Raw genomic sequence first — 12,981 nt, 5'->3', positions numbered from 1 at the left:
GATGCATTCTTTATCGGCGCTTTGGTGGAAGGGGTGGGGCGATGTCTCCCACGGTCTGTACTGCTGCGAACAGTCAGAATCGGGCATTTAGTCCCACCACCCCTTCAAGTCTAACCATACAAGCGGGCATGCCCGCGAAGAGGCCGGAACAGGATGACTCAGGAACCCAGTCCACCTCAGGAGGTCTGTGTTTGCATGTACTACGGTGAACGCTTCAATGCCTGGACCCACCTGGTCGGTGCCGTCCTGGCCTGTATCGGTGCCATCTGGCTGATCGTCGCTGCTGGCCTGCAGGGCGACCCCTGGAAGATCGTCAGTTTCTCCATCTACGGCAGCACCTTGCTGTTGCTCTACAGCATCTCCACCCTCTATCACAGCACCCGCGGGCGGGCGAAGGTGATCATGCGCAAGCTCGATCACCTGTCGATCTACCTGCTGATCGCCGGCAGCTACACCCCGTTCTGCCTGGTCAGCCTGCGCGGGCCCTGGGGCTGGAGCCTGTTCGGCGTGGTCTGGGGCCTGGCGGTGATCGGCATGCTGCAAGAGATCAAGCCGCGCTCGGAAGCGCGTATCCTGTCGATCATCATCTATGCGCTGATGGGCTGGATCGTGCTGGTGGCGGTGAAGCCGCTGCTGAACAGCCTCGGTACTGCCGGCTTCACCTGGCTGGCGGCCGGCGGCGTGTTCTACACCGTCGGCATCATTTTCTTCGCCCTCGACAGCCGCTTACGCCATGCACATGGCATCTGGCACCTGTTCGTGATTGTCGGCAGCCTGATGCACTTCGTGGCGGTGTCGCTGTACGTGCGTTAGCTTTTTGTTTACGAAAAATCACCCCACAACTGCTGCGCTACCGACAGCGCTACCACCGGCGCTGTCTCGGTACGCAATACCCGCGGCCCGAGGCGTGCGGCATGGAAGCCCGCAGCCTTGGCCTGATCGACTTCCGCCTCGCTCAGGCCGCCTTCCGGGCCGATCAGGAACGCCAGCGTTGCCGGCTTGTCATGGCTGGTCAATGGCGCGGCGACCGGGTGCAGCACCAGCTTGAGGTCGGCTTCGGTGCCCTTGAGCCATTCGGCCAGGGTCACCGGTGGATGAATGACCGGCAGGGTCGAGCGGCCGCATTGTTCGCAGGCACTGATTGCCACCTGGCGCCAGTGGGCCAGGCGCTTGTCGGCACGTTCGTCCTTCAGGCGCACTTCACAGCGTTCGCTGACGATCGGGGTGATTGCGTTGGCGCCAAGCTCGGTGGCCTTCTGGATCGCCCAATCCATGCGCTCGCCGCGGGACAGGCCTTGGCCGAGGTGGACGTGAAGCGGTGAGTCGGGCTGGCCGGCCAGGGCCTGGTCGAGGTTGACGCGTACCGTCTTCTTGCCGACCTCGAGCAGTTGGCCGAGGTATTCCTGGCCACTGCCATCGAACAGTTGCACGGCGTCGCCAGGGGCCATGCGCAGGACGCGGCCGATGTAGTGGGCCTGGGCTTCGGGCAGGTCGTGCTCGCCCAGGCTCAGGGGGGCGTCGATGAAGAAGCGGGACAGTCTCATGGGTTTGCTCGGTATAAGAGAGACATAGATCCCCTGTGGGAGCGGGCGTGCCCGCGAATTAGGCACCGCGGTGCCTGGCAAGGGCTTCGCCCTTGTTCGCGGGCATGCCCGCTCCCACAGGGAAAGTGGTATGGCGAACGGTCGGATTTAGCCCGGGTCGCGGAAGTCGGGGTGGAAGTTGGCCGGTACGGCGACGCTGACGCTGTCGCGGGTGGCGATGTCGATGCCTTCGCTGGCCACTTCGGCGAGGAAGTCGATCTGCTCCGGGGTGATCACGTACGGCGGCAGGAAGTACACCACGCTACCTAGCGGGCGCAGCAAGGCGCCGCGGGTCAGGGCGTGCTCGAACACTTTCAGGCCACGGCGCTCCTGCCACGGGTAGGCAGCCTTGGTCGCCTTGTCCTGGACCATCTCGATGGCCAGGGCCATGCCGGTCTGGCGGATCTCGGCGACGTGGGCGTGATCGGCCAGGTGCGCGGTGGCGCTGGCCATGCGCGTGGCCAGGGCCTTGTTGGCCTCGATCACATTGTCCTGCTCGAAGATGTCCAGCGTCGCCAGGGCCGCGGCGCAGGCCAGCGGGTTGCCGGTGTAGCTGTGCGAGTGGAGAAACGCGCGCAGGGTCGGGTAATCGTCGTAGAAGGCCTGGTACACCTTGTCGGTGGTCAGGCAGGCGGCCAGCGGCAGGTAGCCACCGGTCAGGGCCTTGGACAGGCACAGGAAGTCCGGGCGGATGCCGGCCTGCTCGCAGGCGAACATCGTGCCGGTGCGGCCGAAACCAACGGCGATCTCGTCATGGATCAGGTGCACGTCATAACGGTCACAGGCTTCGCGCAGCAGCTTGAGGTACACCGGGTGATACATGCGCATGCCGCCAGCACCCTGGATCAGCGGTTCGATGATCACTGCCGAGAGGGTTTCGTGATGCTCGGCCAGGGTCTGTTCCATGGCGGCGAACATGTTGCGCGAGTGCTCTTCCCAGCTCATGCCCTCGGGGCGCAGGTAGCAGTCGGGGCTTGGCACCTTGATGGTGTCGAGCAGCAGTGCCTTGTAGGTTTCGGTGAACAGGGGCACGTCGCCGACCGACATCGCGGCAATGGTCTCGCCGTGGTAGCTGTTGGTCAGCGTCACGAAGCGCTTTTTCGCCGGTTTGCCGATGTTCTGCCAGTAATGGAAGCTCATCTTCAACGCCACTTCGATGCACGACGAGCCGTTGTCGGCGTAGAACACCCGGTCGAGCCCGGCGGGGGTCATGGCGACCAGGCGTTCGGACAGCTCGATCACCGGTTGATGGCTGAAGCCGGCGAGGATGACATGCTCCAGCTGGTCGACCTGATCCTTGATGCGCTGGTTGATGCGCGGGTTGGCATGGCCGAACACGTTGACCCACCAGCTGCTCACGGCATCCAGGTAGCGTTTGCCGTCGAAGTCCTCGAGCCACACGCCTTCACCACGCCGGATCGGGATCAGTGGCAGCTGCTCGTGGTCTTTCATCTGGGTGCAGGGGTGCCACAAGACCTTGAGGTCGCGTTGCATCCACTGATCGTTGAGGCCCATGGGCACTTCTCCTGGCTTACTGCCTGCTTTGACCGCGTAAGCCTAAGCAAAGCCAGGGGGCAGGACAACCGCTAGTGGTCAATGACGGCAGGTGCGGGTCCATTCCAGCTTGCGAATATGTACGGTGCCAGCCTGTGAAGTGGATATGGTCAGGCGACGGAAGGGTCCCTCGATGAGCTGATGATAGGGTTGGGTGGAGATCGGGCCCGGCCTGAAGTCGGTATAGCCGCTGCCGGACAGGGTGAGCCAGTAGAAATTGCGCGGTATCGGGGCGATCAGTTCCATGTCGCAGCCATCGGTATCCAGCAGCACCTGCACATCGTCGAAGTGCTGGTCGCTGACGACGTAATACTCCAGCCGCAGGCATTCGACTTCCTGGTTGAAGGTGATTTCCACGTCACTGTGCTCGCCAATCACCAGCTCGGTGCCTTCATCGCCTTTGAAGGCTTCATGCAGGCCGGTCCATGACGTACCGTTGGAGCGGATTTTCAGGCCTGAGGGGGTGCGTACCGTCTGGTTGTGCCACAAGAATTGCCTTTCTACCTGTGCGAAATGCTCCACATAGGTCATGGCGCAGCTCCTTTTGTCGGTTTTTTCAGCCAGCTTCGCCTAATGGCCAGAAGCCTGGCTACTGACAAAAATGCCAGTTGCCAGAGGCACTTGATGTCGCCGTGCTGGCAGGGTCCAGATACCTGACGTATTCTTAGCGCATCGACTCTCGGGGCATTCCCGCCTCTTCCCATCCCTGCTATTTCAACTCGGAGTTCGCCGACATGGCTGCTGCTTGGGTGCGCCTGTGCGCGTTGGTATTGATCGGTGTGTCCAGCGGCGCCGCGCTGGCAAAGGACAAGACACCTTCGGCAATCGTCGTGGGTGGCGGCCTGGCTGGCCTGACTGCGGCCTATGAACTGCAGAACAAGGGTTGGCAGGTCACCCTGCTAGAGGCCAAGTCAGGCATGGGTGGCCGTTCGGGCCTGGCCACCAGCGAATGGATCGGTAACGCCAAGGCCCAGCCGGTGCTCAACCAGTACCTTGACCGTTTCAAGCTTGAAACACTGCCCGCTCCGGAGTTCGTCCGTACCCCCGGCTACCTGATCGACGGCGAGTACTTCAGCGCCGCCGACCTGACCACCAAGCAGCCGGCTACCGCCGAGGCCCTCAAGCGCTACGAAAAGACCCTCGACGACCTGGCCCGTTCGATCGATGACCCGCTCAACCCGCAGGCGAACAGCACCCTGTTCGCCCTGGACCAGATCAACGTCGCCACCTGGCTCGACAAGCTGCAATTGCCGGCCACCGCACGGCAGTTGATCAACCAGCAGATCCGTACCCGCTACGACGAGCCATCGCGCCTGTCGCTGCTCTACTTCGCTCAGCAGAACCGCGTCTACCGCGGCGTCAGTGATCGCGACCTGCGTGCCGCGCGCCTGCCAGGCGGCAGCCCGGTGCTGGCCCAGGCATTCGTCAAGCAACTGAAGACCATCAAGACCAGCTCGCCGGTCACGGCAATCGTGCAGGACAAGGACGGCGTCAGCGTCAAGGTCGGCAGCACCGACTACAAGGCCGATTACCTGGTGATGGCGGTTGCTCTGCGGGCGCTGGCCAAGATTCAGATCACCCCAGGCCTGGACACCCAGCATATGGCGGCGCTCAAGGGCACCAACTACGGCTGGCGTGACCAGCTGATGCTCAAGTTCAAGCAACCTGTTTGGGAAAGCCGCGCGCGCATGTCGGGCGAGATCTTCAGTAACGCCGGCCTCGGCATGCTGTGGATCGAGCCGGCGCTCAAGGGCGGTGCCAACGTGGTGATCAACCTGTCGGGTGACAATGCGCGGCTGCTGCAGGCGTTCGGCGACAAACAGATGGTCGACCAGGTGCTGATCCGCCTGCATGCGTTCTATCCACAGGCTCGCGGTGCGTTTACCGGTTATGAGGTCAAGCGTTACAGCATCGATGCCGGCACCGGTGGCGCCTACCTGGCATACGGCCCAGGGCAGATCAGCAAGTACTGGCGCCTGTGGGAGCGCCCGGTGCAGCGCATCACCTTTGCCGGTGAGCACACCGATGCGCTCTACCCAGGCACCCTCGAAGGCGCCCTGCGCAGCGGCCAGCGTGCTGCCGGCCAGGTGCAGGACTTGCTCGCCGGCAAGTCGTTCGACCCGGCCAGGGCTGCGACCGTCGCGGCAGCGGCGACAGCCGGTGCCGCTGTGGCGAAGAAGGACAATGGCGGCGGTTTCTTCTCGCGCCTGTTCGGTGGTTCCGACAAGCCTGAGGTCAAGGCTGCGCCGGTTGCCAAGGTGGAGCCCAAGGTTGAGGCAGGCGCGCCAGCACCGGTACCCGCAGCAGCCCCTGTAGCGCCTGCCCCTGCTGAAATCGCCAAGGAAGAGCCAGCCAAGCCCGCCGCGACGAAGGCTGCGCCAGCCAAGCCGGTACCGGCCAAGCATGCACCGGCACACAAGCCTGCGGCCAAACAGACGAAAAAGGCCGTCGAGCCGAAAAAAGCCACGGTCAGATCCGAGCCGGTGAAGAAGGCGGTGAACAATACTCAGGCCAAGGCCAACTGAATCCTGTAGCGGCCTCTCGCGGGTAAACCCGCTCTTACAGGGAGCGGGCGTGTCCGCGAAGAGGCCGGTACTGGCAACCACGAACTCTCCGCCTATTGTTAATGTTTCCTTAATAGGTAACTTACACACTATTCATCGTATTTATCGATAATCCAAAGCAATTTTTTAAGCTTTTCTTCGATACGTTACGCGCTAGTCTGTGCACAGCTTTCACGGGGAACTACGTCATCATGCAATTGCGCAATTCACCTTCTCGCTATGGCGTGGTCAGCATCGTCCTGCACTGGGGCGTTGCACTGGCAGTCTTCGGCCTGTTCGGCCTGGGCCTGTGGATGGTCGATCTCGGCTACTACGACCCTTGGCGCAAGGCCGGCCCTGACCTGCACAAGAGCATCGGCCTGGTATTGCTGGCGGTGATGCTGTTGCGTGTGGTCTGGCGTTTCATCAGTCCGCCACCGCCGGCACCGGCCAACCACGGGGCATTCACCCGCGTGGCGGCCAAGCTGGGGCACCTGGCGCTGTACCTCGGGCTGTTTGCGGTGATGATCGCCGGTTACCTGATTTCCACTGCCGACGGCGTCGGCATTCCGGTGTTCGGCCTGTTTGAGGTGCCGGCGCTGATCAGCGACCTGCCCGACCAAGCGGACGTCGCCGGCGTGATTCACCTGTGGTTGGCATGGGGCTTGGTGATTTTCGCCGTGCTGCATGCCCTGGCGGCCCTGAAACACCATTACATCGACCGTGACGCGACCCTGACCCGCATGCTGGGCCGCAAAGCTTGACTCTCAACCTCAATTGCATAGGAAGGAAGTAAGGATGTTGAAAAAGACTTTTGCCGCTCTGGCGCTCGGTACCGCTCTGTTCTCCGCCGGCCAGGCCATGGCTGCCGAGTACAAGATCGACAAGGAAGGCCAGCACGCGTTCGTTGATTTCAAGATCAGCCACCTGGGCTACAGCTTCATCACCGGTACCTTCAAGGACTGGGATGGTAACTTCAGCTGGGACCCGGCCAAGCCTGAAGCCAGCAAGATCGATGTCACCCTCAAGACTGTGAGCGTAGATACCAACCACGCCGAGCGGGACAAGCACATCAAGAGCAAGGACTTCCTTGACGTAGCCAAGTACCCCACTGCCACCTTCAAGTCGACCAAGGTGACCCCGACCGGCAAGAACGCCGAAGGTCAACTGACTGCCGATGTCGCCGGTGATCTGACCCTGACTGGCGTGACCAAGCCGGTGGTGATCAAGGCCACCTTCATTGGTGAAGGCAAGGACCCATGGGGCGGCTACCGTGCCGGCTTCGAGGGCAAGCTCGATATCAACCGCAAGGATTTCGCGCCGAAATCCATGGACCTCGGTCCGCTGTCCGAGAAAGTTGAGCTGTACTTTGTGTTCGAAGGTGTTCAGCAGAAGTGATATTGCTGAACAGGCAATAAAAAACGCCGCCCATTGGGCGGCGTTTTTTTATGCCTGATGCATGAACTCAGCCTTTGCGGGTGAGCAGCGCAGGTCGCTCACCACGCGGGCGGCTCGGCAGGTCATCCAACTGCTCTGGCGTCGGGTAACGGTCGAGCTTGGATTCCTTGCGGATGATCACGGGCTGGTGCTGTTCGCGGGGGCTGCGTACTGCCGGCTCCTGGCGCGATGCATCGTTACGCCCGGCCGAACGGTTGCGGCCCGCGCCATTGTTGTCACGACGTGCACCACCACCACCGTTGCTGTTGCGTGGGCGCTTTTCGCCGCTGCCGCTGCGCTGCTGGCCGCCAGTGTTGCGGCCTTGGCCACCACCGTTGTTGCTGCGCTGGCTTGCGCCTTGGCTCTGGCTCTGGCCTTGACCTGCACCACCCGGACGGCGGTTGCGGCCTTGGCCCTTAGCGTTCTGGTAAGGGCTGACGTAGTCGGCGCGGTTCCCGAAGTTGTCGATATCGTCGTCCAGGAACTCCTCTGGATCACGGTCGGCAGCCGGTTTCGGGATAGGGCTGTTGCTGGTCTGCTGTTGCTGGCGCGGCTTCTTGTCACGCGGCTTGCGTTGCTGCTGTTGCTTGTCGCCAGACTTTTCCTTGTCGGCCGGCTTGTCCGCAGCCTGCTGCTTGGCCTTGCCTTTATCCTTGCCTTTGTCCTTGCGGCCGCCATTGGCATCTTTGCCGCCTTCGCCGCGAGCCTGCTGGTTGCGACCGCCGCGGCCGCTGTTCTGCTGGCGTTCGCGCACTTCAGGCTTTTCAGCTTCTACCTGGCTGGCGTCGAAGCCCATCAGGTCGCCATCCGGGATCTTCTGCTTGGTGACCCGCTCGATGCTCTTGAGCAGCTTTTCTTCATCCGGCGCAACCATCGAGATGGCCTCGCCCGAGCGCCCGGCACGGCCGGTACGGCCGATGCGGTGCACGTAGTCTTCCTCGACGTTCGGCAGCTCGAAGTTGACCACGTGGGGCAGCTGGTCGATGTCCAGGCCTCGGGCGGCGATGTCGGTGGCCACCAGCACGCGTACGCTGTTGGCCTTGAAGTCGGCCAGGGCCTTGGTGCGGGCGTTCTGGCTCTTGTTGCCGTGGATAGCGGCAGCGGTCAGGCCGTGCTTTTCCAGGTACTCGGCCAGGCGGTTGGCGCCGTGCTTGGTGCGGGTGAATACCAGAACCTGCTCCCAGGCGCCCAGCGTGATCAAATGCGCCAGCAGGGCGCGTTTGTGACTGGCGGGCAGCCGGTAGACGCGCTGCTCGATACGCTCGACGGTGGTGTTTGGCGGGGTGACCTCGATACGCTCCGGGTTGTGCAGGAGCTTGTCGGCGAGGTCGGTGATGTCTTTGGAGAAGGTCGCCGAGAACAACAGGTTCTGGCGCTTGGCCGGCAGGCGGGCAAGGACCTTCTTCACGTCATGGATGAAGCCCATGTCGAGCATGCGGTCGGCTTCGTCGAGGACCAGGATTTCAACGTGGGCCAGGTCGACCTTGCCTTGGCCGGCCAGGTCGAGCAGGCGCCCCGGGCAGGCGACGAGCACGTCGACACCCTTGGCAATGGCCTGGATCTGCGGGTTCATGCCGACGCCGCCGAAGATGCAGGCGCTGACCAGTGGCAGGTCGCGGGCGTACACCTTGAAGCTGTCGTGTACCTGGGCGGCGAGCTCGCGGGTTGGGGTCAGGACCAGGACACGCGGCTGGCGTGGGCCATGACGCTGGGATTTGTCGGGGTGGCCGGCCGGGAACAGGCGCTCAAGGATCGGCAAGGCGAAGCCGCCGGTTTTACCAGTACCAGTCTGTGCGGCAACCATCAGGTCGCGGCCTTGCAACACGGCGGGAATGGCCCGCTGTTGCACCGGGGTCGGCTGGGTGTAGCCCGCTGCCTCGATAGCGCGGACAAGAGCCTCGGAGAGACCGAGGGAAGCAAAGGACATGGGCAATCCTGTTCTCGTGTGGGCTGGGCCCGTTGGGATGTTCTGCCTGGCGCGACGGGCATCCAAGGGATGCGATCGCGTCCGGTCCAGCTGGGCTTTCACTGCGCATCCGGGAAGCGGAGGGTGGACGCCAAGGGGCGTCGATGCCGATCGGGATGCCTGTTGCGAGGCCGAGCGTCCGGGCGTGAGCCGGGCGGGAAGGCCCGAGTATAACAGAGCTGACGCCGCGTGCTGCTTTCCTGCTGCTCAACGGTGCCGACAAGACTGCCAGGATCCTAAGCAGTAGGTGGCACCGCAAATGGGCGATGCGTGGCGTGGCGTGGCATTACGTGCTTACCAAGGCTAAGGCCAGTGAAGATCAAGCCCCTGTTTCAGGCCTCAGCGATCGGAAGAACGCAGCAGGTGCGCCTCGATATCCTTGCGCCGGCCGCCCAGTGACAGGCGCAGGCTCGGGTGGCGCAGGCACTGACGCAATTGCTCGGGCTCGATGCGCCCATGGCGTTCGTTGAGGTTTTCCAGCGCCTTGTCCCACCAGGCCGTTGCACAAGCGCGATCGAACTCGTTGGGGTAGGGGTAGCAGCCATACAGCAGTTCGCGCACGAACTGGCGCTCGCGGCTGGGCATGGTCAGGCTCAAGGCTTTGTAACCCAGACGCTGCAAGGTCGGAGGGCGTGGCAGCTGGTCGTTGACCAGTGCCACATCGGCAAGCGCCGCCGGCCCCAGTGGGTTATGGCCGTGCTTACCCAGCCAGGCCTGGATCTTGGCGCGGAACTGGGCCTTGCGGCTCCAGTAGTGATGAATGACGTCGGTGCATTCGGCCAATTCCATCTTGCGGTAAGCGGCCACCGCCAGGCAGAACTCTTCCAGGGTGTAGGCAGTGCGGGCCAAAGGGTAGAACTCGTCCATCATGGCAATCGAGCGGTCCAGCACGTCGCTGTTCTCGGCGCACAGGCCAATCACGCCCGAGTTGACCAACGGCATCTGGCAATCGGCCAGGCCACGTGGTTCGAGAATGCCGAGCAGATTCTTGTACAGCAGGCACTGCTGGTTCGCGCCGTAGCGCGCGCCAATGGCATTGCACAGCAGCGTGCCTGGCTTGACCCGCTGGAACAGTTGCAGCGGCGACTTGCGGAAGAAGGTATCGGTGTCGATCAGCACGGCCTGGGGGTGTTGCTGCAGCACTTGGCGCAACAGCACATGCTTGCTGCGGAAGTGATAACCGTGGGGCTGGTTCCAGGCCTTGCGGGTGGCCTCGTCAAGCAGATGAACGGTTACGGGCAGTTTTGCGTAAGGCTCGGCTTTGTCGGTATAGACCTGGATGTCGATGGCCAGGTTGGTATTGCCCCCCAGATTCGCAATAGCGCTGACGATGCTAAAGCAGGCTTCCTGATGATAGGTGGCCGGGCCGAACGCCAAGTAGACGAGCTGAGGGCGAGATGGCAGAAAATGTTGCATTGCAGACGACACCTATCAAAGCCACAAAATAAATAAGGCCCTAGTCTACGACTAAAGCCTTAATTGTTTGAGAATTTGATGACGCCAAAAAGTTTCAGCGTGGCAGTTTCAGATTGTTCCAGATCGCCAGGCTCGCCTCGGCCTGGTTGAGGGTGTAGAAGTGCAGGCCCGGTGCGCCGCCTTGCAGCAGTTGTTCGCACATGCGGGTGATGACTTCTTCGCCAAAGGCCTGGATGCTCGCCGTATCGTCGCCGTAGGCTTCCAGCTGCTTGCGAATCCAGCGCGGGATCTCGGCGCCGCACGCATCGGAGAAACGCGCCAGTTTGCTGTAGTTGGTGATCGGCATGATGCCGGGCACCACCGGGATGTCCACGCCCATCTTCTGCGCCCGCTCGACGAAGTAGAAGTAGCTGTCGGCGTTGAAGAAGTACTGGGTGATGGCGCTATCGGCACCGGCCTTGACCTTGTGCACGAAGTTGCCCAGGTCGGCCTCGAAGTTGCGCGCCTGTGGGTGCATTTCCGGATAGGCCGCTACTTCCAGGTGAAAGTGGTCGCCGGTTTCCTGGCGGATGAACTCGACCAGGTCGCTGGCATAGCGCAGCTCGCCACTGGCCATCCCCATGCCCGACGGCAGGTCGCCACGCAGGGCGACGATGCGCTTGATGCCGGCGGCCTTGTATTCGGCCAGCAGGGCGCGCAGCTCGTCCTTGGTGTCACCCACGCAGGACAGGTGCGGTGCGGCAGGGACCTTCACTTCGCTTTCCAGCTGCAGCACGGTGTTCAGTGTGCGGTCGCGGGTCGAGCCACCGGCACCGTAGGTGCAAGAGAAGAAGTCCGGATTGTACGCGGCCAGCTGGCGGGCCACGCCCATCAGCTTTTCGTGACCGGCGTCGGTCTTGGTTGGGAAGAACTCGAAACTGTAACGGCGATCTTGGGACATCTGGCGTTCCTCGAGCAGCAAGCCTCAAGCAGCAAGCTGCAAGTAAAAGCCAGATCGGTGATGGCCGATCTGGCTTGGGCATCGTTCAGGTTTCGGCGTTGAAGCGTATCGCTTCAAGCCTGCCGCTTAGTAGCGGTAGGCGTCCGGCTTGAACGGGCCTTCGACGGTCACACCGATGTACTCGGCCTGTTGCGGGGTCAGCTGGGTGACCACGCCACCGAAGCCGCGGACCATTTCCAGGGCCACTTCTTCGTCGAGTTTCTTCGGCAGCACTTCCACGGTCAGGCGCTCGGCCTTCTTGGCAGCTGGCAGTTCGGCGAACTTCTGCTCGAACAGGAAGATCTGTGCCAGCACCTGGTTGGCGAACGAACCGTCCATGATGCGGCTCGGGTGGCCAGTGGCGTTACCCAGGTTCACCAGGCGGCCTTCGGCCAGCAGGATCAGGTAATCGTCGTTCTGCGGGTCAAAAGTACCCGCGCCGGTGCGGTGAATCTTGTGAACCTGCGGCTTGACCTCTTCCCATGCCCAGTTCTTGCGCATGAAGGCGGTGTCGATCTCGTTGTCGAAGTGGCCGATGTTGCAGACCACGGCACGCTTCTTCAGGGCCTTGAGCATGTTGGCGTCGCAGACGTTGACGTTGCCGGTGGTGGTGACGATCAGGTCGATGCGGCCCAGCAGGTCGGCGTTGATGCCGGCTTCGGTACCGGTGTTGATACCGTCCTTGAATGGCGAAACGACTTCGAAGCCGTCCATGCAGGCCTGCATGGCGCAGATCGGGTCAACTTCGGTGACCTTGACGATCATGCCTTCCTGACGCAGCGACTGGGCCGAGCCCTTGCCCACGTCACCGTAGCCGATGACCAGCGCTTGCTTGCCCGACAGCAGGTGGTCGGTGCCGCGCTTGATGGCATCGTTCAGGCTGTGACGGCAGCCGTACTTGTTGTCGTTCTTGCTCTTGGTGACCGAGTCGTTGACGTTGATCGCCGGGACTTTCAGCTCGCCTTTGGCCAGCATGTCCAGCAGGCGGTGCACGCCGGTGGTGGTTTCTTCGGTCACGCCGTGGATCTTTTCCAGCATGGCCGGGTATTTCTTGTGCAGGATTTCGGTCAGGTCACCACCGTCGTCCAGCACCATGTTGGCGTCCCAAGGCTGGCCATCCTTCAGGATGGTCTGCTCGATGCACCACTCGTATTCCTGCTCGGTTTCACCTTTCCAGGCGAATACAGGAATGCCGGCGGCGGCGATGGCGGCAGCGGCCTGGTCCTGGGTGGAGAAGATGTTGCACGACGACCAGCGGACTTCGGCGCCCAGTGCGACCAGGGTTTCGATCAGCACGGCGGTCTGGATGGTCATGTGGATGCAGCCGATGATCTTCGCGCCCTTGAGCGGTTGCTCGGCTTGATACTTGCGGCGCAGGCCCATCAGTGCGGGCATTTCCGATTCGGCGATGATGACTTCCTTGCGGCCCCAGTCGGCCAGGGAAATGTCGGCGACCTTGAAATCGGAAAAACCAGCAGGCGTGTTTACAGCGCTCATGAGAGC

At 62.3% G+C, this 12,981-nt stretch carries 11 protein-coding genes; 4 read left to right on the top strand and 7 right to left on the bottom strand.

The window, feature by feature from the left end; translation table 11 throughout:
- The first annotated feature begins 195 nt into the window (after positions 1 to 195).
- Positions 196 to 813: a hemolysin III family protein gene (locus CQW31_RS24625; RefSeq protein ID WP_054884315.1), complete on the top strand. Its 618-nt coding sequence runs from the start codon at positions 196 to 198 to the stop codon at positions 811 to 813.
- An 8-nt stretch (positions 814 to 821) separates the two neighbouring features.
- Here CQW31_RS24625 and CQW31_RS24620 read toward each other — a convergent pair whose 3' ends face one another.
- The 3 genes from CQW31_RS24620 to CQW31_RS24610 form a co-directional block, all read right to left on the bottom strand.
- A complete protein-coding gene (locus tag CQW31_RS24620) occupies positions 822 to 1,544 on the bottom strand; it encodes a 16S rRNA (uracil(1498)-N(3))-methyltransferase (RefSeq protein WP_054884316.1) in 723 nt (240 codons plus the stop codon).
- 147 nt (positions 1,545 to 1,691) lie between these two features.
- A complete protein-coding gene (locus CQW31_RS24615) occupies positions 1,692 to 3,098 on the bottom strand; it encodes an adenosylmethionine--8-amino-7-oxononanoate transaminase (RefSeq protein ID WP_099815608.1) in 1,407 nt (468 codons plus the stop codon).
- A 78-nt stretch (positions 3,099 to 3,176) separates the two neighbouring features.
- On the bottom strand, positions 3,177 to 3,668 hold the full coding sequence (locus tag CQW31_RS24610; RefSeq protein WP_099815607.1) for a hypothetical protein: 492 nt from the start codon (positions 3,666 to 3,668) through the stop codon (positions 3,177 to 3,179).
- 203 nt (positions 3,669 to 3,871) lie between these two features.
- Between CQW31_RS24610 and CQW31_RS24605 the strand changes: the two genes are divergently transcribed.
- The 3 genes from CQW31_RS24605 to CQW31_RS24595 all read left to right on the top strand — a co-directional run bounded on the left by CQW31_RS24605 (position 3,872) and on the right by CQW31_RS24595 (position 7,078).
- A complete protein-coding gene (locus CQW31_RS24605; RefSeq protein ID WP_099815606.1) occupies positions 3,872 to 5,662 on the top strand; it encodes a flavin monoamine oxidase family protein in 1,791 nt (596 codons plus the stop codon).
- A 230-nt stretch (positions 5,663 to 5,892) separates the two neighbouring features.
- Complete coding sequence (locus CQW31_RS24600; RefSeq protein ID WP_099815605.1) at positions 5,893 to 6,444, top strand: cytochrome b; 552 nt, start codon at positions 5,893 to 5,895, stop codon at positions 6,442 to 6,444.
- 34 nt (positions 6,445 to 6,478) lie between these two features.
- Positions 6,479 to 7,078, top strand: coding sequence for a YceI family protein (locus tag CQW31_RS24595; protein ID WP_054884321.1), 600 nt, complete (start codon positions 6,479 to 6,481; stop codon positions 7,076 to 7,078).
- A 67-nt stretch (positions 7,079 to 7,145) separates the two neighbouring features.
- Here CQW31_RS24595 and CQW31_RS24590 read toward each other — a convergent pair whose 3' ends face one another.
- From CQW31_RS24590 to ahcY, 4 genes are all read right to left on the bottom strand, one after another.
- Entirely contained in the window at positions 7,146 to 9,044 is a 1,899-nt protein-coding gene (locus tag CQW31_RS24590) for a DEAD/DEAH box helicase (protein WP_178075588.1), read from the bottom strand.
- A gap of 378 nt (positions 9,045 to 9,422) precedes the next feature.
- Positions 9,423 to 10,499: a hypothetical protein gene (locus CQW31_RS24585; protein ID WP_099815604.1), complete on the bottom strand. Its 1,077-nt coding sequence runs from the start codon at positions 10,497 to 10,499 to the stop codon at positions 9,423 to 9,425.
- Between the two features lie 94 nt (positions 10,500 to 10,593).
- Complete coding sequence (metF, locus tag CQW31_RS24580; RefSeq protein WP_054884324.1) at positions 10,594 to 11,439, bottom strand: methylenetetrahydrofolate reductase [NAD(P)H]; 846 nt, start codon at positions 11,437 to 11,439, stop codon at positions 10,594 to 10,596.
- A 126-nt stretch (positions 11,440 to 11,565) separates the two neighbouring features.
- Positions 11,566 to 12,975: an adenosylhomocysteinase gene (gene ahcY / locus CQW31_RS24575; protein WP_099815603.1), complete on the bottom strand. Its 1,410-nt coding sequence runs from the start codon at positions 12,973 to 12,975 to the stop codon at positions 11,566 to 11,568.
- Positions 12,976 to 12,981: the final 6 nt, after the last annotated feature.

The sequence above is a fragment of the Pseudomonas sp. 382 genome (genome assembly GCF_002759075.1).
GTDB classification, from domain to species: domain Bacteria; phylum Pseudomonadota; class Gammaproteobacteria; order Pseudomonadales; family Pseudomonadaceae; genus Aquipseudomonas; species Aquipseudomonas vlassakiae.
This window is presented reverse-complemented; position numbering and strand designations above follow the sequence as displayed.

Coding starts and splice junctions, on each gene's coding strand:
- CQW31_RS24620 (WP_054884316.1), bottom strand. CDS start 1,544: ATGAGACTGTCCCGCTTCTTCATCGACGCCCCCCTGAGCCTGGGCGAG.
- ahcY (WP_099815603.1), bottom strand. CDS start 12,975: ATGAGCGCTGTAAACACGCCTGCTGGTTTTTCCGATTTCAAGGTCGCC.
- CQW31_RS24585 (WP_099815604.1), bottom strand. CDS start 10,499: ATGCAACATTTTCTGCCATCTCGCCCTCAGCTCGTCTACTTGGCGTTC.
- metF (WP_054884324.1), bottom strand. CDS start 11,439: ATGTCCCAAGATCGCCGTTACAGTTTCGAGTTCTTCCCAACCAAGACC.
- CQW31_RS24625 (WP_054884315.1), top strand. CDS start 196: ATGTACTACGGTGAACGCTTCAATGCCTGGACCCACCTGGTCGGTGCC.
- CQW31_RS24590 (WP_178075588.1), bottom strand. CDS start 9,044: ATGTCCTTTGCTTCCCTCGGTCTCTCCGAGGCTCTTGTCCGCGCTATC.
- CQW31_RS24615 (WP_099815608.1), bottom strand. CDS start 3,098: ATGGGCCTCAACGATCAGTGGATGCAACGCGACCTCAAGGTCTTGTGG.
- CQW31_RS24610 (WP_099815607.1), bottom strand. CDS start 3,668: ATGACCTATGTGGAGCATTTCGCACAGGTAGAAAGGCAATTCTTGTGG.
- CQW31_RS24595 (WP_054884321.1), top strand. CDS start 6,479: ATGTTGAAAAAGACTTTTGCCGCTCTGGCGCTCGGTACCGCTCTGTTC.
- CQW31_RS24600 (WP_099815605.1), top strand. CDS start 5,893: ATGCAATTGCGCAATTCACCTTCTCGCTATGGCGTGGTCAGCATCGTC.
- CQW31_RS24605 (WP_099815606.1), top strand. CDS start 3,872: ATGGCTGCTGCTTGGGTGCGCCTGTGCGCGTTGGTATTGATCGGTGTG.